This is a genomic window from Arthrobacter sp. efr-133-R2A-120 (genome assembly GCF_030209835.1).
Lineage (GTDB): Bacteria > Actinomycetota > Actinomycetes > Actinomycetales > Micrococcaceae > Arthrobacter.
Genome location: NZ_JARVRF010000077.1, coordinates 1 through 19,771 on the forward strand (window position 1 = coordinate 1; position 19,771 = coordinate 19,771).

At 63.7% G+C, this 19,771-nt stretch carries 24 protein-coding genes and 2 riboswitches; of the genes, 3 read left to right on the top strand and 21 right to left on the bottom strand.

The window, feature by feature from the left end:
• A partial coding sequence (locus QRN52_RS23580; RefSeq protein WP_284756310.1) for a hypothetical protein occupies positions 1 to 177 on the bottom strand: 177 nt, incomplete at its 3' end.
• A gap of 52 nt (positions 178 to 229) precedes the next feature.
• Positions 230 to 337, bottom strand: a riboswitch (glycine riboswitch).
• 1 nt (position 338) lies between these two features.
• A riboswitch (glycine riboswitch) is annotated at positions 339 to 436 on the bottom strand.
• Positions 437 to 625: 189 nt separating this feature from the next.
• A complete protein-coding gene (locus QRN52_RS23585; RefSeq protein ID WP_284756274.1) occupies positions 626 to 1,174 on the bottom strand; it encodes a TetR/AcrR family transcriptional regulator in 549 nt (182 codons plus the stop codon).
• An 82-nt stretch (positions 1,175 to 1,256) separates the two neighbouring features.
• Here QRN52_RS23585 and QRN52_RS23590 point away from each other — a divergent pair, with 82 nt between their 5' ends.
• Positions 1,257 to 2,798 carry an MFS transporter gene (locus QRN52_RS23590; RefSeq protein WP_284756275.1) on the top strand — a complete coding sequence of 514 codons (1,542 nt, stop codon included), beginning with the start codon at positions 1,257 to 1,259 and terminating at the stop codon, positions 2,796 to 2,798.
• 7 nt (positions 2,799 to 2,805) lie between these two features.
• On the opposite strand, the gene QRN52_RS23595 is transcribed toward QRN52_RS23590, so the two are convergent.
• Positions 2,806 to 3,639, bottom strand: coding sequence for a sigma-70 family RNA polymerase sigma factor (locus tag QRN52_RS23595; RefSeq protein ID WP_284756277.1), 834 nt, complete (start codon positions 3,637 to 3,639; stop codon positions 2,806 to 2,808).
• A gap of 210 nt (positions 3,640 to 3,849) precedes the next feature.
• On the opposite strand from QRN52_RS23595, the gene QRN52_RS23600 reads away from it, so the two are divergent.
• On the top strand, positions 3,850 to 4,419 hold the full coding sequence (locus QRN52_RS23600; RefSeq protein ID WP_284756278.1) for a hypothetical protein: 570 nt from the start codon (positions 3,850 to 3,852) through the stop codon (positions 4,417 to 4,419).
• Positions 4,420 to 4,763: 344 nt separating this feature from the next.
• Here QRN52_RS23600 and QRN52_RS23605 read toward each other — a convergent pair whose 3' ends face one another.
• The 18 genes from QRN52_RS23605 to QRN52_RS23690 all read right to left on the bottom strand — a co-directional run bounded on the left by QRN52_RS23605 (position 4,764) and on the right by QRN52_RS23690 (position 18,475).
• Positions 4,764 to 5,009: a carbon storage regulator gene (locus tag QRN52_RS23605; protein ID WP_284756280.1), complete on the bottom strand. Its 246-nt coding sequence runs from the start codon at positions 5,007 to 5,009 to the stop codon at positions 4,764 to 4,766.
• Positions 5,010 to 5,013: 4 nt separating this feature from the next.
• Positions 5,014 to 6,039 carry a hypothetical protein gene (locus QRN52_RS23610; protein ID WP_284756281.1) on the bottom strand — a complete coding sequence of 342 codons (1,026 nt, stop codon included), beginning with the start codon at positions 6,037 to 6,039 and terminating at the stop codon, positions 5,014 to 5,016.
• Complete coding sequence (locus tag QRN52_RS23615) at positions 6,017 to 8,065, bottom strand: flagellar biosynthesis protein FlhA (RefSeq protein WP_284756282.1); 2,049 nt, start codon at positions 8,063 to 8,065, stop codon at positions 6,017 to 6,019. The genes QRN52_RS23610 and QRN52_RS23615 overlap by 23 nt, the downstream gene beginning before the upstream one ends.
• A 61-nt stretch (positions 8,066 to 8,126) precedes the next feature.
• A complete protein-coding gene (locus QRN52_RS23620) occupies positions 8,127 to 9,230 on the bottom strand; it encodes an EscU/YscU/HrcU family type III secretion system export apparatus switch protein (RefSeq protein ID WP_284756283.1) in 1,104 nt (367 codons plus the stop codon).
• Entirely contained in the window at positions 9,230 to 9,988 is a 759-nt protein-coding gene (locus QRN52_RS23625; protein ID WP_284756284.1) for a flagellar biosynthetic protein FliR, read from the bottom strand. Before QRN52_RS23625 ends, QRN52_RS23620 begins: the two co-directional genes overlap by 1 nt.
• Position 9,989: 1 nt before the next feature.
• Positions 9,990 to 10,265 (bottom strand): flagellar biosynthesis protein FliQ, encoded by a 276-nt coding sequence (gene fliQ, locus QRN52_RS23630; protein WP_078106307.1) that lies wholly within the window; start codon positions 10,263 to 10,265, stop codon positions 9,990 to 9,992.
• Positions 10,265 to 11,116, bottom strand: a complete 852-nt coding sequence (fliP, locus tag QRN52_RS23635) for a flagellar type III secretion system pore protein FliP (protein ID WP_502869748.1) — start codon at positions 11,114 to 11,116, stop codon at positions 10,265 to 10,267. Before fliP ends, fliQ begins: the two co-directional genes overlap by 1 nt.
• Complete coding sequence (fliO, locus tag QRN52_RS23640; protein ID WP_284756286.1) at positions 11,116 to 11,625, bottom strand: flagellar biosynthetic protein FliO; 510 nt, start codon at positions 11,623 to 11,625, stop codon at positions 11,116 to 11,118. The genes fliP and fliO overlap by 1 nt, the downstream gene beginning before the upstream one ends.
• Entirely contained in the window at positions 11,626 to 12,402 is a 777-nt protein-coding gene (fliN, locus tag QRN52_RS23645; RefSeq protein WP_284756288.1) for a flagellar motor switch protein FliN, read from the bottom strand.
• Complete coding sequence (locus QRN52_RS23650) at positions 12,399 to 13,295, bottom strand: flagellar motor switch protein FliM (RefSeq protein ID WP_284756290.1); 897 nt, start codon at positions 13,293 to 13,295, stop codon at positions 12,399 to 12,401. The genes fliN and QRN52_RS23650 overlap by 4 nt, the downstream gene beginning before the upstream one ends.
• 42 nt (positions 13,296 to 13,337) lie before the next feature.
• On the bottom strand, positions 13,338 to 13,748 hold the full coding sequence (locus QRN52_RS23655; protein WP_284756292.1) for a VOC family protein: 411 nt from the start codon (positions 13,746 to 13,748) through the stop codon (positions 13,338 to 13,340).
• Positions 13,749 to 13,814: 66 nt separating this feature from the next.
• A complete protein-coding gene (gene modA / locus QRN52_RS23660) occupies positions 13,815 to 14,627 on the bottom strand; it encodes a molybdate ABC transporter substrate-binding protein (RefSeq protein ID WP_284756293.1) in 813 nt (270 codons plus the stop codon).
• Complete coding sequence (locus tag QRN52_RS23665) at positions 14,624 to 15,034, bottom strand: TOBE domain-containing protein (RefSeq protein ID WP_059388228.1); 411 nt, start codon at positions 15,032 to 15,034, stop codon at positions 14,624 to 14,626. Before QRN52_RS23665 ends, modA begins: the two co-directional genes overlap by 4 nt.
• A 198-nt stretch (positions 15,035 to 15,232) precedes the next feature.
• Positions 15,233 to 15,673 carry a helix-turn-helix transcriptional regulator gene (locus tag QRN52_RS23670; RefSeq protein ID WP_284756296.1) on the bottom strand — a complete coding sequence of 147 codons (441 nt, stop codon included), beginning with the start codon at positions 15,671 to 15,673 and terminating at the stop codon, positions 15,233 to 15,235.
• Positions 15,674 to 15,756: 83 nt separating this feature from the next.
• Positions 15,757 to 16,554, bottom strand: coding sequence for an OmpA/MotB family protein (locus QRN52_RS23675; protein WP_284756299.1), 798 nt, complete (start codon positions 16,552 to 16,554; stop codon positions 15,757 to 15,759).
• On the bottom strand, positions 16,551 to 17,378 hold the full coding sequence (locus QRN52_RS23680; RefSeq protein WP_284756300.1) for a motility protein A: 828 nt from the start codon (positions 17,376 to 17,378) through the stop codon (positions 16,551 to 16,553). Before QRN52_RS23680 ends, QRN52_RS23675 begins: the two co-directional genes overlap by 4 nt.
• 3 nt (positions 17,379 to 17,381) lie before the next feature.
• Positions 17,382 to 17,636 carry a flagellar FlbD family protein gene (locus QRN52_RS23685; protein ID WP_284756301.1) on the bottom strand — a complete coding sequence of 85 codons (255 nt, stop codon included), beginning with the start codon at positions 17,634 to 17,636 and terminating at the stop codon, positions 17,382 to 17,384.
• A gap of 89 nt (positions 17,637 to 17,725) precedes the next feature.
• Positions 17,726 to 18,475 (bottom strand): ABC transporter permease, encoded by a 750-nt coding sequence (locus QRN52_RS23690; RefSeq protein WP_284756302.1) that lies wholly within the window; start codon positions 18,473 to 18,475, stop codon positions 17,726 to 17,728.
• A 217-nt stretch (positions 18,476 to 18,692) separates the two neighbouring features.
• Between QRN52_RS23690 and QRN52_RS23695 the strand changes: the two genes are divergently transcribed.
• Positions 18,693 to 19,769, top strand: coding sequence for an iron ABC transporter substrate-binding protein (locus QRN52_RS23695; RefSeq protein WP_284756303.1), 1,077 nt, complete (start codon positions 18,693 to 18,695; stop codon positions 19,767 to 19,769).
• Positions 19,770 to 19,771 lie beyond the last annotated feature (2 nt).

Here is a 19,771-nt window from a genome sequence, read left to right on the forward strand (position 1 = left end):
CAGGGCGTTGGCCAAGGTGAGGGGCTTGTCCTGGCGGATGTCATTGGGAACCGCGGTGTCTACAAGCGAATCGACACTGTCGTAGCCAACAGACTTGAGCATGATGTCAATGTCGGCCTGGCGGCGGGCGCCAATATGCCGGTCAACGAACGTAGTGGAGGTTGAACTAACCGTCACGAAGGAACTCCATAAATAAGGCGGCGCAGGGTGCGCCACAGCTAATCGGGTTCCTCCCCGCTCTGTATTGGACCTGAGAGTTTCCGCGAAACCATGCTTGTGGCACTGTTCCGCTTGCACCGTCGGTGAGCACGCGTCAGCGCGCTGCTTTCCAGAGTTGCCTTGCCGCGGCGGTGCGTGGGCCTGAGAGATTCCTGGGGAGGATTTGCTCCTACGGCGCCTGCATCACATGCCTGCAGGACTCTCCCGCCGCAGATCAAAGGCGTATTCAGTTGTGTGAATCGGATTGTGGTTGCCGGTGACGGCTGCCACAACTCCCAATTGTCCTATGGACTGCCCGCGTCCGCAAATATGGTCACCGAGCCGCCGGACTTTCCCAACTGACTGGCACTTGTTGTCGCTTTGGAGCGTCAAAACGACAACAACTGCGAGTGAGTTGGGTGGCCACTCAGCCACGGAGGCGTTCGACGGCGGCCAGCAGCGCACCGACGTCGGCGCTCCTGGCGCTTGCCTTGACTTCCGTATCGCCGGCGCCACCCTCAAGCATCGCGTTGAAGTAAAGTCCATCGCCCATGTACCGGACGGCTTTGGCCATCTCGGGCCCCACTTCCTCGGCGAGCACATCGAGCCATTGTTGCTGGATCCCGGCGAAGCGCCTGCGGGTTTCTTCGTGGGCTACTTCCGCGAGCCGCGTGGCTGCCACGAACACCCGGTCCAAGGGGGTGTCCGCCCAAAGGGAAGACTTGATGAAGAACGCGGCCGAGCCTTCGGGAGCTGCCTTCATTGCCTCGATGTCCAGCGCGGCCAGCCTGTCCATGCGTTCGAGCAAGGAGCCGATCATGGCTTCCTTGTTGGGGAAATGGTAGAGCAAGCCGCCCTTGGAGACGCCTGCGCGCTTGGCGACGGCGTCCAGGGTGGCAGCCCGCTCCCCCACCTCGATCAGCAGGGCTTCAAAGGCATCCAAGACAGCGTCCCGGGCAATAGGTTTTCGCGGCATGGTGTCCATCATCCCTTAGTTCGATGTGGCAGTTCGATGAGTCAGATTGAAACTATACCGTCCAGACGGTACAGTTATCCTCATGTTCACGCCGTCCACAACCCAGCACCCCCGTACCCTCTCGATCCAATCCGCCCCGTGGCGCGATTGGGCTGCCTTGGCGCTCCTGATGTTCCCGGTGCTGCTGGTGGCTGTGGACAATACGGCCCTGACGTTTGCCCTGCCGCAAATCGCCCGGTCGCTGGAAGTGGGGGGCGTGCAGCTGCTGTGGGTCGTGGATGCCTATCCCCTGGTGCTCGCGGCACTGTTGGTGTCGATGGGAAACCTGGGCGACAGGATCGGCCGCCGCCGCTTGCTTTTGATCGGCAGCACGGGCTTCGCCGCAGTTTCAGCGGTCACCGCCTTCGCGCCGTCGGCTGAATGGCTCATCGCCGGACGCGCCAGCATGGGCATCTTCGGAGCCATGCTCATGCCGTCCACGCTTTCCTTGATCCGCAACATCTTCCCGGACCCGAACCGCCGCCGGCTCGCCGTCGCCGTGTGGGCAGCGGGATTCTCCGGCGGTGCCGCGCTCGGGCCGATCTTCGGCGGCTGGCTCGTAGAGCATTTCTGGTGGGGAGCCGTGTTCCTGGTTGCAGTGCCACTATTGCTGCCCCTGCTCGCCTTCGGCCCGTTCCTCATCCCCGAGTCCAAGGACCGCAACCCGGGAAAGCCGGACGTTCCCAGCGTCGTGCTGTCCATCTTGACCATGGCTCCGGTGGTTTATGGCATCAAGGAGTCAGCCGTGCACGGTTTTGGTCCTGGACCCGCGGCCTTCACGGCGTTCGGCCTGGCCATGGGAATCGTCTTCGTCCGCAGGCAGCGCTCTTTGGCATCGCCCATGTTGGACGTGCACCTTTTCCGGAACAAGGTCTTCAGCACGGCCATCACGGCCAACGTCTTGTCCTTGTTCTCCATGACCGGCTTCATCTACTTCTTCGCGCAGCACTTGCAACTGGTGGAAGGCCAATCCCCCATGCAGGCGGGGATCGCCATGGTTCCGGCTCTGCTGGCCACCATCGTGGCGGGCCTGGTGGTGGTTCCGCTGGTCAAGCGGATCCGCCCGGGTCTGGTAGTGGCATCGGGTTTGGCACTGAGCGCGGTGGGATACCTCGTGGCCGCCCTGGGCAACCACAGCCAGGGGCCGGGGTACCTTTTGACGGCACTCCTGCTGCTGGCCATCGGGGTTGGCTCGGCGGAGACCATCTCCAATGACCTGATCCTCGGCGCGGTTCCCGCCGATAAAGCGGGTGCTGCATCGGCGATCTCCGAAACGGGCTACGAACTCGGATCATTGCTGGGCACAGCCGTGCTTGGCTCCATCCTGACAGCGTCCTACCAACACCACTTGTTGCTTCCGGGCGAATTGTCCGGCCACGCAGCCGAACGCTCGAGGGAGACGCTCGCCGGAGCCGTGGACGCGGCGGCCACGCTGCCCCAACCATTGGGCAATGCCCTCACCGCGGCGGCACGTGCCGCCTTTGAATCGGGGGTCCACATCACAGCGGCGATCGGGCTGGTACTGATGGCAGGAGCGGCAGTCCTTGCCGCCGTCGTGCTTCGCCGCGTGCCGACGGCAAAGTAGGCGGAGTCTAGACGGCCCGGTTCAAGGCAGCATCAGGCGAGCCGAAACTACGGGTAATTCCGCCCAATGTAGCGGTGGCAAGGGTCGAGAGGTAGTCGTGCCGGCGACGGGCAGTAATGCGCGATTGGGGCTCAAAGGACTGTCCGGGATCGTCCGCGTAATGCGCGGACAGTCCATCGCGCATGAGGCGGATGCCCTCGGCACGTTGCTGTGAGACCGCAGCGTGCGTTGAACCGAGTTCCTCGGCGAGTTCCTTGACGGTCCGCCCCGCGAAGTAGATCTCCTTGACGACGTACCGCATCTTTTCCGGCAGGGCCTCGACGGCGGCGCGAAGGTACTTGAGGCGCTCATCGGCCAGGACCGAATGCTCCGGGGAGATGGTGTCCGCGGCGACAGTGTCCACGACGACGTCGTCCAGGGGCGACAGCGTCCGTGCGGCGTCGGCCAGGGCGGCTTCCACGACGCTGCGTTCGACGCCGAGGGCCGATGCGGTTTCGGCAACCGAAGGTGTCCGGCCAAGAACGCCCGACAGCGTTTCCTGGACCGACATGGTTTCCTTGATGCGTTTACGGGCTGATCGGGTGGCCCAGTCGCTGGACCGCATCTCATCCGCAAAGGCTCCGACGATCCGGCGGCGCGCAAACGCGCCGAAGGGGACTCCGAGGTTCGGATCGAAGGAATCGGCAGACGTTATCAACGCCACGGACCCTACCGACGCGAAATCGTCGCGCGACAAATGAGAAGCTCTCGCGCAGAGCTCCGACACCAAGTAGCCAACGAGCGGCAAGTGCTGCAGCACCAGCTCGTTGCGTTCTTCGCGATTCAAAATTAGTCCCCCCATGAGACCTGTTTTATTGAGTTGCCAAGCCTGATTCCAGGGGCTTCATGGGCGAGCTGCTGAGACGATGCAACGTGCCGAAGATTACATGGAACAGACATGTATTCAGTGAACATACCATCTGAAAAATAACAATGCGTGTACGCTCATGAAAAAGATACAAAAACAGGCCTCGGAACCATCTTCCGAGGCCAAACCGGGGAATGGGGAACCGTGGGGGCGGATGAGCTTTCGGCGCTGCTGTGGCGCGAGCGGAGACAGCTGGAACTGCTGTTGTACCGGCTTGAAACGCAGTTGCTGCACGTTCGGGCAGGCAACTGGCATTGGCTGAAATTCGCTGCCGGTGATGTGGAAAAGGTCCTCGAAAACCTTCGGTTCGACACGCTTTCCCGGAACATCGAGTCGTCGGCCCGAGCGATCGAGTGGCGCCTGCCGGCGAACGCCACCTTGCCAATGATCGCTTCAGTGGCGCCGCCTGGAATCTGGCCGGAACTACTTCAGGAACACCACCGTGAACTCGTCCTGTTGCTCAAGCAAGTCGAAACAACCGCGGCCGCCAACCTCGAGTCTCTCCTGATGGGGCCACAAGGGGCTCGGAACCCGCCGCTTGACTCTGTGCAGCCCGGCGACATTATGGCCCCATCGGCGCCGGGAGCGATCGTGCAAGCGGGCACGGTGGATGACGTGATGCTGCTTGCGGAAAACGCCAATATCGAACGGGCCCTGGCCGTGACGAGGGATTGCTCGCTGCCGCTCCTCAGTGAGTTCCTGGGGTTGGAGTAGGGACGGCTACCGGTGGACGACAGTGTGCAAGAGAATAAAGCTTGGCTGTCCCGAGTTCGGGTTTGCATCGTAGGCGTAAACCTCCGAAAAGTTGCACGATTGCCTGTCCAATTTCGCCCACTCAAGGACGTCCAAGAGGCTGCCGGACGAAATATCGAATGCCTGCGATTTGTCCCAAGCGCCACTGTTGGGGTCGAGCCAGACGTCTATCACTCGAAATGAAGGATCGACGCAGATCAAGTTCATGTCCCGCTCGTCAATCGTCCGAATCTTCATCGCAAAAATCAGATCGCATTCTTGCAGACAACTTGGGTGTCTGAGCCAACATTCCCCACTTGGGGCGCCTATTCCTTACGTTTCCGAACCGGCGGACGCAGCCCGGCAACGAGTTCCTCGGCTTCGGGGCCGGCCTGGGCAGCCGCAAGGTTGGCAGCGGCGATCGCCTCAACAACTTCGCGACGCTGGATGGACACCCCTCGAGGGGCCTCGATCCCGATCCGCACGCCGTCGCCGCGCCCTTCCATGACGGTGATGACAATGTCCTCACCAATCATGATCTGTTCGCCCGGCTTGCGTGTCAGTACCAGCATGCTCTCAATCTACCTTTCCGAGCGCGGCAACGCGGGCGGGCTTGCCGTCCACCCACCCGATGGGAAGGCCGAGTCCGTTGACAGTCTCAGGACTTGCTGTTTCCGACGCGCCGAAAACAGCAAGGGCGTCGACGCGGACGCGCTCGGCGGCAAGTGCGGCGGAAAGCGCACGGACCCAGGCTGCCGTGTCTTCCGCTTTCCGCCCAGCGTCGGCAACCAGCCACAACTGGTCTGCGGCGAGGGCGGCGATGTCCGCCGCATGCGTCACGGCTTCGCCCCGCCTGCCAAGTCCATACGCCACCAGCAAGGTTTGGCCGGTGACGACCGCTTGGGCGCGCGCCGCCGTCGCACCCTGGCGTCCCGCCACGTGGAGGTGCCCGAAAGCGGTCAACGCTCCGGCAGTCCGGACATCGGAACCGCCCTCGGCGACGGACATTTCCAGCGCTGGTCCCAAGGCGTCGTCGCCGAGGCCAAGCAGGATGATGAGGTTGCCGCTGCCGCCAAGCGGCACTGGTACGGCTACTGGAACTCCGTGCCCGACGGCGGAGGCCGGCAAGGCGGTCAACATTCCTTGCGCTTGTGGTCCGTAGATCGGCGCCTGGAACTCCTTCCCCAGCTGTTCCAACAGCCCGGCAAAATCCGGCGAGGCGGTTGAAACTGCTGCCGCGGCACGGTGCAGATCCATCTCAGCCGCGTCGGCTTGCTCCAGGAGCGCGGCGATGGCGGGCCCCTGCAACGCATGCGCCTCCCCGCCGAGGTGCGACTCCCCGCCCGCAGGGCCCTCCCAACTGACTCGCAGTTGTTGTCGTTCTGAGCCGTCAGAACGACAACTATTGCTAGCTAGTTGGGCGGAACCCGCTCCCGGAACCTCGATAATGGCCTCGTAGCGATTGGCTGCGAAGAGCCCTGCGATTCCCGGGTTGGTGACTTTCTCGGCAGAGACGATCCGCGCGCCGGGCCCGTACTGCTGCTCGGCTTTCACCCGGATGGCGTCCAAGGACGCGCCCTTAAGCTTGTATTGCTTCGGCATGGCGGACCACCCCCACGGTTTCGATCTGGATGTTGGCAGACGTCACTTCGCGATAGGACAACACGGGCACACCGCCGTCGGGAGCCGCCACGAGCCGCCGGACCGCGGGCCGCAGCGCCGGGGCGCACACCAGGACAGCTTGCCGTCCGGCATTGGCCGCGGCCTCCACCGATGTCTGCACTGAGGCCTGGACGGCGTCCAGGCGCGCTTGGCTCATGACGATCTGGGTACCCCCTTCGGCCGGACGCATATCCTCGAGCATGGACTGTTCCAGGAGCGGATCGATCATGATCACATTGAGCACCGTGCCGTCCAGGAACTTGGCCGCGAGCGCCGGGCCGAGGGATTGCCGGGCGGTTTCGACCAGGGCCTCGGGCTCGGTGGAAACCTTGGCGCGGAGGGCAAGGGCCTCGTAAATGCGCGGAAGATCGTTGATGGGGACTTGTTCTTCGAGGAGGCCCTGCAGCACCCGCTGCACCTCCGCTAGGGACATGAGCCCCGGAATGAGCTCCTCGACGGCGGCCGGGCTCTGCTTGCGCACGCCTTCCGTCAGCACCCTGACGTCCTCCCGGGTGAGGAGCCTAGCGGCGTTGGCGGACACGATCGACGACAAGTGCGTCACCAGAACGGAAACCCGGTCGATCACCGTTGCTCCGGTCATTTCAGCGCTATGGCGCATCTCAGTGGGAATCCACTTACCGGCCAGCCCGAAGACCGGTTCCACGGTGGAGGTACCCGGCAGGGCGTCAAGGTAATCGCCGAGGGCCAGCAATTTGCCCGACGGCGCCGTGCCGCGTCCGGCTTCCACTCCGGCAATGCGGATGGCATAGGTGGCCGGTGGCAGCTCGACGTTGTCTCGCGTGCGGACGGGCGGAATCACGATCCCCAACTCCATGGCGATCTTGTGGCGCAAAGAGCGGACGCGGGCCAGGAGGTCGTCCGAGGCTCCGGAGACCATGTCAACAAGGTCCGGAGCCAACAAGATCTCGACGGGGTGGACGCGCATGTCCTGCATGAGCCGCTCGTTGGGGTCTTCTTCGGACCTCAGGGTGGCTGCTTCCTGTGCGTCCTCCGCCTCGCTCTGCTTCTTCTGCTGCGCCGCCAGGCGCCTCGAACCGAACAGCAGGGCAGCGCCCACCAGCAGGAAGGGCACGATCGGCATGCCGGGGATGAGCGCCATGGCCACCGCGGCCAGTCCGGCGATGAGCAAGGCGTTGGGCGACTGCATGAGCTGCGAGGAGGCCGTGCGGCCCATGTCTTCCTCGGCGTTGGACCGGGTGACGATCATGCCCGTGGACACTGCCATGAGGAGGGCCGGAATCTGGGTGACGAGCCCGTCGCCCATGGTCAGCAGCCCATAGGAATTCAGCGCGTCGCCGACATTCATGCCACGCTGCAGCACTCCGATGGCAATGCCGCCAACGAAGTTGATGATGATAATGATGATGCCCGCGATCGCATCGCCCTTGACGAATTTCGAGGCACCGTCCATCGCGCCGTAGAAGTCGGCCTCGGCGGACACCTCTGCGCGGCGCTTTCGGGCCTGGGCGTCCGTGATGAGGCCGGCGTTGAGGTCCGCGTCGATGGCCATCTGCTTGCCGGGCATGGCGTCGAGGGTGAACCTTGCCCCCACTTCGGCCACGCGTTCGGCGCCCTTGGTGACCACCACGAACTGGATGACCACAAGGATCAGGAACACCACGGCGCCGATGATCATGGAGCCGCCCACGGTGACCTTGCCGAAAGCATCGATCACTTGTCCGGCGAATCCTTGTCCCAGCACGAGCCGGGTGGACGCGACGTTGAGCCCCAGCCGGAACAGCGTAGCCACGAGCAACAAGGACGGGAAGACGGAGAAGTCCAGCGGCTTCTTGACGAACATGCTCGTGAGCAGGATCAGGAGGGCCAGCAGGATGTTGCAGACGATCAGGAAATCCAGCAGCGGCGCGGGTACTGGAACCACCAGCAGCAGCACGATGCCCACGATTCCCACCGGCACGGTGAGCCTGGCGAATCTGTTGTTCATTGCGGTGTCCTGTCCGGGGTGGTGTGGTTGCTCGGTGCGGTGAGTGTCCTATGGCTCCGGCTCACGCGGGGGCTCCGGCCATGGATCCCGCCACTACCGGCAAACGGTGCATTCCGCGGGCGGCTCCCCTGGCCTTGAGCGACATGACGAACGCCAGGACTCCTGCCACGGCCCTGTACAGCTCAACGGGGATTTCCTGGCCCAGCTCGCAGGCCGAATGCAGTGCCCTGGCCAGCAGCACGTCCTGGACCATCGGGACCGATTTCGCTTCCGCCTCTTCCCTGATACGGGCAGCGATCACTCCCGCTCCCTTGGCCACGACGCGCGGTGCCGCTTTGCCGGCGTCGTACTTCAGCGCTACGGCGACGTGCGTCGGGTTGACGATCACGACGTCGGCGTCTGCGATCGCGCCGATCATGCGGTTCCGGCTCATGCTCAATTGGCGCGAGCGGCGCTGGGACTTGATGAGGGGATCGCCGTCGCTGTTCTTGTTTTCGTCCTTGATCTCCTTTTTGGACATGCGCGTCTTCTTGCGGTTGCGGCGCATGACCACGAAGATGTCCGCGGCGGCAAGGACCAGGCCCGCCAGCACGGCGAACTGGATCAACGAACCGATGCCTCCGGCTGCTGCCGACAGGATGCCGGACACCGGCAGTCCCCCTGCGGTGAGCAGCACCGGGATGAGCCCCTGCACCACCACGTAGAGGACAAGCCCGACGACGGCGGTCTTGAGGAGCGCTTTCAGGCCGCCCCACAGTGCCTGGCCGCCGAAGACCCGCTTGAGGCCGCTGACAAGGTTGAAGTGTTCGAACTCGGCGCGGAACTTCTTGAAGTGGATGCCGCCCTGCAACGCGGATCCGGCCAGCACTACCACCATGACCACCACGAACAGGGGCCCCAGCACCTGTGCCAGGGAACCAAACCCGGCTTCGAGCGCTGCGACGGCTTTGGCAGGCTCGGGGTTCGCGATCACGCCGCGGACGGTGAACAGTTGGTCAGCCGCAGCGTTGGAGGCACGCTCGATGGTGGACGGGATCATGGCTGCCGCGGACCCGACGGCGAGCCAGGCGGTGAGGTCCTGCGAGCGGGAAAGCTGCCCCTTGGACCGGACTTCCCGCATCCGTTTGTCAGTGGCATGCTCGGTTTTCTCCTGTGAATCCGACATCAGCCCACCCCCATCAGTGTGTTCGCCGCTTGCTCGGCGAGCATGGCAACGAGTCGCGGCAGTGCCAGGAACAGGAACCCCGCGAGGCCCAGGGTGATGAGGACCTTGAGGGGGAACCCCAAGGCAAAAGCATTCAGGGCGGGCGCTACACGGGTAAGGAGCCCCAACCCGATATCGGCGAGTACCAGTACCACCAACAAGGGCCCGGCGATTTGCACGGCGGAAAGGAACATCCCGGTCAGAACCGAGATCATCGCGTGCACCGGCTGTGCCAAATCCAGTCCCCCGGCCAGTGGCAAGGCCGTGAAACTCCCGGTCAGGCCGCCGATCACCAGCTGGTAGCCATCCGAGGCGAAAAGCAGGGCCAGGGCGGCCATTTGCATCAGCCGGGTGAATTGGGCTCCGTTGATCATCATCTGGGGATCGAAGCCCTGGGCCATCTGGAAGCCGCTGAAGAGGTCGATCAGGCTGCCGGCCGATTGGATGGCCGCGAAGACGAGGAGAACGAGGAAGCCAAGAACCAACCCGGTCACGAGTTCAAGGACCACGGCCGTGATGAAGCCCGCGGTGTCCTTCGACGTGTAGCCAACGGAGAGACGTTGCGAAACGGCCAGCCCCAAACCGATGCCGAGCATCGCTTTGATGCGCAGCGGAATTGTTTGGTGGGAGAAGGGCGGGGCGACCACCAGGAAGGCCGTCATCCGGACGGAGGCCAACAACAGGACCTCAAGCCAGGACTGGTTGAAGGGCAGCTCCACTTCACGCTCCGCCAATCAGCCCGGGTATCCGGGCAAAGAGCTCGTTGGTGAAGGAGACAGCCTCGGTGATCATCCAGTGCCCGCACACCACCAAGGCCACGGCCACGGCGACTGCCTTGGGCACGAAGGAGAGGGTGGCTTCCTGAAGCTGGGTGATGGACTGCAGGAGGGAAATGGCGAGGCCCACCACCAGCGCGGTCACCAAGGCGGGCGCGGCCAGCTTGGCCGCAAGAATCAGGGCCTGGAGGCAAATGTCCAGGACTGCGTTGGTATCCATCAGCCGCTCGAATAACTCTGGATCAGGGCCGTGATCACCAATCCCCAGCCGTCCACCAGGATGAACAGCAGGATCTTGAAAGGCAGCGAGATCATCACCGGCGGGAGCATCATCATGCCCATGGACATCAGCGCGGCCGAGACCACAAGGTCGATCACCAGGAACGGGATGAAGATGACGAAGCCGATGATGAACGCGGCCCGGAGCTCGGAGATCATGAACGCGGGGATGAGGGTCTGCAACGGGACCGATTGCGGGTTGGCCGGATTATCCAACTTGGCCGCCCGGGTCATGAGGGCGATGTCTTCCTGCCGGGTGTGGGCCACCATGAAGTGCTGGAGTGGCGCGGATCCGGCCGAAACGGCCCCGTTGAAGTCCAGCGTCCCGTTCAGGTAGGGCTGGATGCCGACGTTGTTGATTTCCGAAATCACGGGCCACATCACGAACAGGGATAGGAAGAGCGCCAGCCCGGCAAGCACCTGGTTGGGCGGGATCGACGGGAGCGACAAGGCGTTGCGGGTCATTGCCAGTACCACGAAGATCTTGGTGAACGAGGTCATCATGAGCAGCAGGGCAGGAGCGACCGAGAGCAGCGTGATCCCGATCAGTGTCAGCACAGCAGTCGATGGCTTTCCGTCGAGCCCATTGATGTTGATGCTGACGTTTCCGTTGGACGGCTGGGCCGGTGCGGTGGGAACGGCGGGCGCGGTGGGCGGCGTCGGGCTGACCGGAGCCGCATGTCCGGCGGACATGCCCAGCCACAGGAACAGGGCCGTCAGCAAAAGGATGCAAAGCACGGCCAGCAATATCCTGCCGGCGCGTCGGGCATCGGCAGTCCCAAGGGTCAGGATCAATTCCGGCGTCCCCTGATGGCCTCGGCGGCCTGCCGCCAGGTGGAGCCGGCAAGGATGGATCCGTGCATGGGCTGTGCTTTGTCGGGCTCGCTGCGGCGGTGGATCTCGCTGCGGCGAGTGAGTCCACTGCCTTGGAGTGCACTACCTTGAAGTGCCGTGGCTTGGGGCCCGTTGTCCGCAAGTGAGGCGCCGCCGGCATCGCGGAAGATATCGGCGAAGCTCCCGGGCGCTGGAGTTCCCGGAAGCTCCACGGGGACGTCGCTGCTGTGCAGGACGTTGATGGCGTGCTCAGTGACGCCCAAGAGGAAACGCTTGTCGCCGGCATCGACCACCACCACGGAGGCCTTTTGGCCGACCGTCTGCCGGCTGACCACCGTCAAGGTGGTGTTGGCCCGGCGTCGGCCCTTGGCTTTTCCTTTGAGAAGCCGGCGCTGCAGGACCCAAATGAGCCCCAGCACCGCGCCCAGGGCCACGAGCACGCGCAGCCCGAGGACGAGCGAATCCATCTAGTAGATTCCCTCGGCGACATCCAGGATGCGTGTGATGCGCACTGCATAGTCCTGGTCCACGACGACGACTTCACCGTGGGCGATCAGGCGTCCGTTGAGCAGGACGTCCGCGGGTGCACCGGCCGAGCGGTCCAGTTCGATCACTTTGCCCGGCTCCAGGGCGAGGGCGTCGCGCACGGACATACGTGTGCGGCCGATTTCCACGGTGAGGGCCATTTCGACGTTGCTGATCAGTCCGAGGCGGGACGAAACGGCACCGGACTGGGCGCTCCGTGCGGCAGCGGTGTCCCGCACGGTTCCGTGTTCGCGGACCCGGATGGCAAACCAGCCGAACGTCGGGCCGCCGTCGGACGCGGGAGACTGGCGCAGTTCAAAAACGGCGGTTTCGGGGTCGTACAGCAGCCCGGTAGCGTCTTCCTCGCGCAACTCCCCCAGCACGCCGGCGTCGAACGCGTCGGCTGCGTGTTCCATCGCGGGACGCAGTACGTCAACGACGGAGACGATACCGCCGGAGACGGCACCGGCGGGCAGGCCGCCTTGGAGGGGGCCGCCGCTCAACCCACCGCCGGCAGCGGCAAGGAAGGAACGGTCCGTGAGGATGAGTGCGAAGTCCGCGGTCACGGCGCCGACGAAAGTGGCCGTAATCGCGAGGGGTGCGTATGGCGCGGCGGCCTGGGGCGGGACAATGCCGGAGACGTTCAGCGTGGCAGGAGTCGGCAACTGCATGGCCAAACGCTCGGCCGCGGATTCGTGCAGGGTCAGGGTGATGCTCATCGCTGGTTCTCCTCGATTGTGACGATGACGGCGGCTGCACGGGAGCCGTTGCGGGCCGGGGCTGCGGTGGCCAGGCGGGTACCGTTGATGGCGACGTCGAACGGCCGGTTCTCCAGGTGCGGCAGCGGAATGACGTCCCCGACGGCGAGGCCCAGGATCTGCGCCGGCGTCACCGGCGTGGGGCTCAACTGGATGGCTACGTCTACCGGCACTTGGGTGACCTGGGCGCGGACCAGCGCCTCGGCGTCGCGGCTGTGGACGGTGGGATTCACGTCGCCGAGCCCGGAAAGGAGGATGTCGGCGGGAATAGCGAGACTGGCTGCGGCAAGGCTTTCGCCCACCTTCACCGTGAACGAGGCCACGATCATGAGCTCCGCCGGGGCGGCGGCTTGGGCGAACTGGGAGTTGTACTGGATGACGTCCATGCGCACCGGGGTGGTCAGCAGGGCACCAAGCGAATAGCTCAGGTCCTCCAGTCCGTCTTCCACCATGCGGCTGATAAGGGCCTGCTCGATCTGGGTGAATTTCCGATCCGGGACGGCCGTCTCACTGGCGCCACCCAGCATGCGGGTGACCCAGGACAATGCCGCCGTGGCAGGAAACTGCATGACCAGCCGCGACTCGCTGCCCTCAATGCGGCACAGCACCATCGAGGTGACCGACGGGAGGGACGCCGCGTATTCGTCGTAGCTCTGCATGATGAGCTGTTCAAGGGTCGCGGTGGATTTCACGCGGACCTTGGCCGTGAGCTGTGTTCCCCATTGGCGGGCGAACGTCTCGAAGGCGACTTCCAGGACGCGGCTGTGCTGCCGCGGCAAGGTGGTGGGCCTGCGGAAGTCATAGACGTCCACGGTGCGCTGCCGTCCCGCGAATTGATCTTCCTGTTCACTCACGGCTGCCACTATCGGCAAGGAAAGTGCGGGCGTAAGTTAAAGCTACGCGGCCGGAGCCTGCGAAATCCTCACCATGTTGCCCGAAGGATCGCGGAAGGCGCAGTCACGGGGACCCCACGGCTGGTCGATTGGTTCCTGCATGACCTCCGCGCCGGAAGCCCTGACCCTTTCGAAGAGCGTGTCGACGTCGTCGGAGCGGAAGACGATCGGCCCCAGGACACCCTTGGTGAGCAGCTCCTGGAGGGAATCGCCGTCGGCCTTTGACCTGCCCGCGTGCGGTTCGGAAAGCACGATTTCAACACCCGGCTGGTCCTTGCTGCCGAGCGTCACCCACCGGAATCCGCCCTGCGCGACGTCGTTGAGCACCTCGAGCCCGAGGGCGTCCCGGTAGAACGTGAGCGCTTCGTCGGGATCGTTGACAGTGATGTGTGAGTACTGCAGTGAAATAGTCATGGCAACGACGCTAGTCCGCGGCGTTGACCAGCGCTTCTCGAATCCTGCTCGCTTCTTTCCAAGGGGTTATGGAGTTCCGAAGCCGGCGTCGCCGAGAACCTTCTTGCCTTCGCTTCCCGTCACCAACGCGATGAAAGCCGTGGCCAGATCCTTGTTCTTGCTGGTGCCCACAGCGCCGATCGGGTACGTGTTGACGGCCTTGTCCGACTCGGGGAACGTGATTCCCTTGACCTTGTCCCCCGCGCCCTTGACGTCCGTGACGTAGACGAGTCCGGCGTCGGCCTCCCCCGAGGCGACCTTGCCCAGGACGTCAGTCACGGAAGACTCTTCGCTGACAGGCTTGAGGGTTGTGCCGGTGGCCTTTTCGATGGTTTGGGCGGCAGAGCCGCAAGGTACTTGGCTGGCGCAGACGACCACCTTGACACCCGGCTTGGCGAGGTCCGCGAAAGAACTGATCGACGCCGGGTTGGACGGCGGGACGGCAATGGTCAGGACGTTGGTGGCGAAGTTCTTGGCCGTTCCGTCGAGCAGCTTGGCGTCGGAAAGCTTGGCCATATTCTTCGTGTCTGCCGAGGCAAAGACGTCCGCCGGAGCGCCCTGGGTGATCTGCGTGACGAGGTCCGAAGACCCGGCGAAGCTCAGGGCCACTTTTGTACCCGGGTTCGCAGCTTCGAATTCGCTGGCCAATCTGGTGAACGTTGCCTTTAGCGAGGCAGCCGCGTAAACCGTCACCGTACCGGAGAGCTTTGGCGTTTCGCTGGCGCCGGCGGATTCGCTGTTTGCGGTGCTGGCGGGAGTGCCTGAACCGCAGCCGGTCATCCCGGCCGCGAGGGCGCCGGCAACGAGCAGCGCGGCGAAAGGCTTGCGGGTGATCCTCATATGGTGCTCTTTCCTTGGGGTGTTTCGATGATGACGGTGGTGGCCTTGACCACGGCTGTGGCAACTGAGCCGAGTTCGAGCCCGAGTTCCCGGACCGCCTCGCTGCTCATGAGGGATACGACACGGAAGGGACCGCACTGCAGTTCCACCTGGGCCATGACTTTGTCGGCAGTGATGCCCGTGACCAGGCCGACGAAGCGGTTGCGCGCCGAGCGGCCCACCCGGGTGGGATCCTCAGGCAGCTGGGCCTGGTCCCGCGCGACGTGGGCGAGTTCCAGGCCATCCACGGCCAGCCGGCCTGAATCGTCCTTGACCGGGGTCAGGATGCCGTTCTCGGTCCAGCGCCGGACGGTATCGTCACTGACGCCCAGGAACCGGGCTGCTTCAGATACTCGAATATTTGGCATGGCTTCAGAATAATCCTCAAATGCGGTTGTGACGGCATGTATCTTCCGCAAATCAAATGTGACCGTATTTCCGGGGAGTGATGCTTTTCCGGCTAGTAGACGTCCCGGACGCAGCAGAGGTCCCGCCCCATCGGGGGCGGGACCTCTGGCGCGTGTTGGCCGGTACGGCCGATCAGCTAGTCAGTCCGCGGCGGTTGCTCAGTCCGCGGCGACTGCAAGCGCTTCCCGACGCTTGCTCGCTTCGTTCCGGCTGGGCCGCGTGCGTATCTTCGCCACGCAAGCAGGCATGGCGGCGACGGCCAGATGCTCCCGGGCGCGGTAGGTGCTAGGCGGCACCCCCACGAGTTCAGTGAACCGCGAGCTGAACGAGCCAAGCGACGTACAACCGACCTGCATGCACGCGTCGGTCACGCTCATTCCGCCGCGCAGGAGCGCCATCGCGCGCTCGATTCGGCGGGTCATGAGGTAGTTGTAAGGGGTCTCGCCATAGGCGGCCCGGAACTGCCGCGAGAAGTGCGCCGGCGACATGAACGCATGGCTGGCCATGGTCGGCACGTCGAGGGGCTTCGCGTACTCGCGGTCGATCAGGTCACGGGCCTTCCGCAAGTACGTGAGCCTGGCGATGTCTTCCGGGGTCATGCCACGAGCGTACCTCGGCATGGCGATCACTTCCATGGTGCCCGACGGCGGTCGGTCACCGGCCGCGACAAGGGCACCGGCCGCTATTGGCCGCCGGCCCTCGCCTTGAGCGCTTCGGGGATCAAGGCGCGGACCACTTCGGGTTTGTCCGAGAGGACGACGACGTCCACCCTGCGGTTGAGTTCCATCAGCGCCTCGGTGGAATCGTCGTTGACCTGCCTGGCGGATCCGAATGCTACGGCGCCGATGTGCCCTGCCGAAATGCCCCCATGGTCGACGAGGTACCTGAGGACGTTGACGGAGCGTGCAGAAGACAGCTCCCATGTGGAGGGATACGAGGTGACTCCGTTGGCGGCATGGCCTTCCACCATGATTTCAAGGGCCGCCTTGGCCATGGTCGGGGCAATCATGCCAAGAACCTGGCTCGCGCGGGGCGTGAGGTCCGGCCGGTCGGGCTCGAAGAAGGTCTGCGATCCTACGAGTTTCACGGTGAGTCCGCGTTCGTTGATCTGGAACTGCACGTTGGCCCCCAGCCCCGCGGCGTCGAGCTTGGACTTCATGTCGTCGCGCAAAGCGGTGAGCCGGGCCGCTTCCTTGAGTGCGAGGTCCAGGTTGGAGAATCCTTGGGCATCGGCGCTGGTGTATTCCGGCGGAACGACGGTCCCGGTGGCGGTGTCCACCTTCTGGCTGACCACCGTGCCGAAACCCGTGGCCAGTGAATTGCGGAGCTTGTCGAATTTGGCCTGGTCCACGGTGGACATTGCGAAGAGCACGATGAACATGCACATGAGCACCGTGACCATGTCCATGTAGGAAGCCATCCAGCGTTCGTCGACGTGTTCTTCCGCCGGAGGTGAACCGCGGCGGCGTCGGGACCTCATGCGGCCTTGGATGAAGCGAATTTGCCGGGGCGGGCTTCGTCGTCGTCGCTCTTCTTTGCGGATTTCACCTTGCCGAGCCTGTCGGCGGGAACCATGGCGCGGAGCCGTTCGGCGAGAAGGAGGGGCTGGGTCCCGTTCTGCACCGCCAGCATTCCCTCCATCAGGAGGGTCATGCGTTCGATTTCCAGCTCGGACAGTCGCTTGAGCCGCGAGCTGAAGGGCAGCCAGATGAAGTTCGCGGACAACAGACCCCAGAGGGTAGCCACGAAAGCGGAAGCGATCATCGGTCCCAGATGATCGGGCGAGGAAAGGTTTTCAAGGACGTGGGTCAGCGATACCACGGTGCCGATAATGCCGATGGTTGGAGCGTAGCCGCCCAGGCTGGCGAAAAATTTGGCAGAGACGTGGTCGCTGCGCATCTTGGAGTCGATCTCGTCTTCCATGAGGATGCGCAGCTCTTCGGCGTCGGTGCCGTCGGCGATGTTCTGGAGGGCACGGGCCAGGAAAGGATCCTTCTCGTCCATGGCCGCCTCTTCGAGGGAGAGGAGGCCCTCGCTCCGCGCCTTCTCGGCAAAGCCGATCAGCTGGTCGATGCTTTCTTGAGGCTTGTCCGTCTTTCCCTTGAACGCTTTGGGGAGGTCCTTTAACGCCCGCACGGTATCGCGGAACGTGTTTCCGGCCAGACCCACGGCCAAGGTGGCACCGAAAACCAGGACCATGGGCGCGGGAAGCAGGAGGGCCATGAGGTTGGCGTCTTCGAGGGTCACCATGGCGACCACCGAGCCGAAGGCCAGGAACAGGCCGATTATTGTTGAGGGATCCATGGCTTACCTTCCGTCCGGTTCCGGTGTGCGCACGAGGCTCAAGGGATAGCCCGTAACGGTGGGGAGGTCCTGTGCCCGCCGAAGAATATAGGCCCGGTAGTTCGCAATCAGTTCCACAACCTCCGCGAGGGTTTCCCGCACAACGTACGTAGCGCCGTCGAGGGTCACCAGATGGGTGTCCGGGCTTTCGTGGATCCGTTCAATGATGTCCGGATTCACGGCAAAGCGGGTGCCGTTCAGGCGGGTGACAACGATCATGGGCCGTTTCTGCTTTAGCTAGGGAGGCGCTTGTAGGAGGGCGGTTCAGTTCCTACTGTCGGCCGGAGGCTCGCTCCCGTTAGGCAGTGTCAGCGCAGCGTCGCTGGGCGCACGCGCACCGGCGCGAGGATTCCGATGATCATGACGGCGGTGATGGAACCTGCCGCCATGATCGCCGCGAGCACCACAATCTGGAAGCGGCCTGCCTCAAAGGGAGAAACCCCGCCAAAAATCGCCCCGACGAACGCGCCGGGTAGGGTGACAAGTCCCGTCGTCTTGGTTTGATCGGTTGACGGGATAAGGGCCGAATAGACGGTCCGCCGGGCGAGATCAAGGGTTGCTTGCCTCGGGGTGGCGCCGAGCGCGAGCCAACCCTCAACTTCCTCCCAATGCTCGTAGACCGATTCCTTGAAGCGCCGGCCGGCCAGCACTGCGATGGTCATTCCATTGCCAATGACGATTCCGCCAATTGCGAGCGCGTAGCGGGGAGTGAACGCGATTGCCCCGGTCGCAAAAATGACGGCGAGGGTAATTCCGATACCCCCGGCCATGGAGCCGCTGACCAAGCCCAAATGCGGCAGGCTCCAGCCAATCCGACGGGTGGCACTCATCGCGGCCACCGCGAACATCACGAGTAGCGCGACGGCGACCCAAAGCGGACTGGTGATGACGCCGCCCAGAACAAGACTGATCGCGGCGAGCTGCGCGGCTCCACGGAGGATGGCCAATGCGGGCGCGAAAGGGTGAGGGGTCCGGAACGCCAAGAGGAGTGCCAGCGTGACTGCCATCAGGACGCCGACGCCGAGGAAGGTCGGCAGGAATTCGGCGAGACCGGGCATGGAGCCAGCTTATCGACTGCAGCAAGGCACTCGCTCGGACGACGACACACCGCTTCCGCTTATTAGGTCATGTAAATCTTGCGTAATACATGTGATTCCGGTCACTATAGGTCGTTCTGGATGGAGATTTAGGTATGGCTAACCTAAAGTTTCAAGCTGTGAGCCCGCAGTTCCTTCCCCCGGGTTCCCTTGGATTTGCTCGCAGAAAGAAGCCCTCATGAAGATTCGCGCAAACGCGCTGGCCGGCATCGCACTCGCCGCCACTGCAGCCCTGAGCCTGGCCGCTTGCGGCAACGGCACGGCCTCCCCAGCAGCCACCGGTTCCACTTCCGCTTCCGCCGACGCTGCTACTTCCACTAAAGTGGGGGGCGAAATCACCGTCTACAACGCCCAGCACGACACCCTGACCAAGGAATGGGTGGACGCGTTCACCAAGGAGACCGGCGTCAAGGTCACCGTCCGCCAAGGTTCCGACACCGAGCTCTCCAACCAGATCATCCAGGAAGGCGCGGCATCCCCGGCCGACGTCTTCCTCACGGAGAACTCCCCCGCCATGGCCCAGGTTGAGAACGCCGGCCTCTTCGCCGACATCGACAAGGCCACCGTGGACCAGGTCCCGGCCGCGTACCGCCCGTCCACCAACAAGTGGACCGGCATCGCCGCCCGCTCCACGGTTCTGGTGTACGACAAGACCAAGATCAGCGACGACAAGCTGCCCAAGTCGATGCTGGACCTGGCCAAGCCGGAGTGGAAGGGCCGGTGGGCAGCTTCGCCGTCCGGCGCCGACTTCCAGGCCATTGTTGCCGCCCTCCTCGAACAAAAGGGCGAGGCCGCCACCACTGAGTGGCTCAAGGGCATGAAGGACAATTTCAAGGCGTACAAGGGCAACAGCACCGCCATGAAGGCAGTCAACGCCGGCGAAGTCGACGCCGCACTGATCTACCACTACTACTACTACGGCGACCAGGCGAAGACCGGCGAGAACTCCAAGAACGTCACCCCGTACTTCTTCAAGAACCAGGACCCCGGCGCGTTCCTGTCCGTCTCCGGTGGCGGCGTGCTGAAATCCTCCAAGAACTCCGCAGCTGCCCAGGCCTTCATCAAGTTCGTCACCGGCAAGCAGGGCCAGGAAGTCCTCAAGAACGGCACTTCCTACGAATACGCGATCGCTTCCAACGTGGACTCGAACGCTAAACTCGTTCCCATCAAGGATCTGCAAGCTCCTACTGTGGATCCGGCCAAATTGAACTCCGCAAAGGTCACCGACCTGATGACCAAGGCAGGACTGCTGTAATT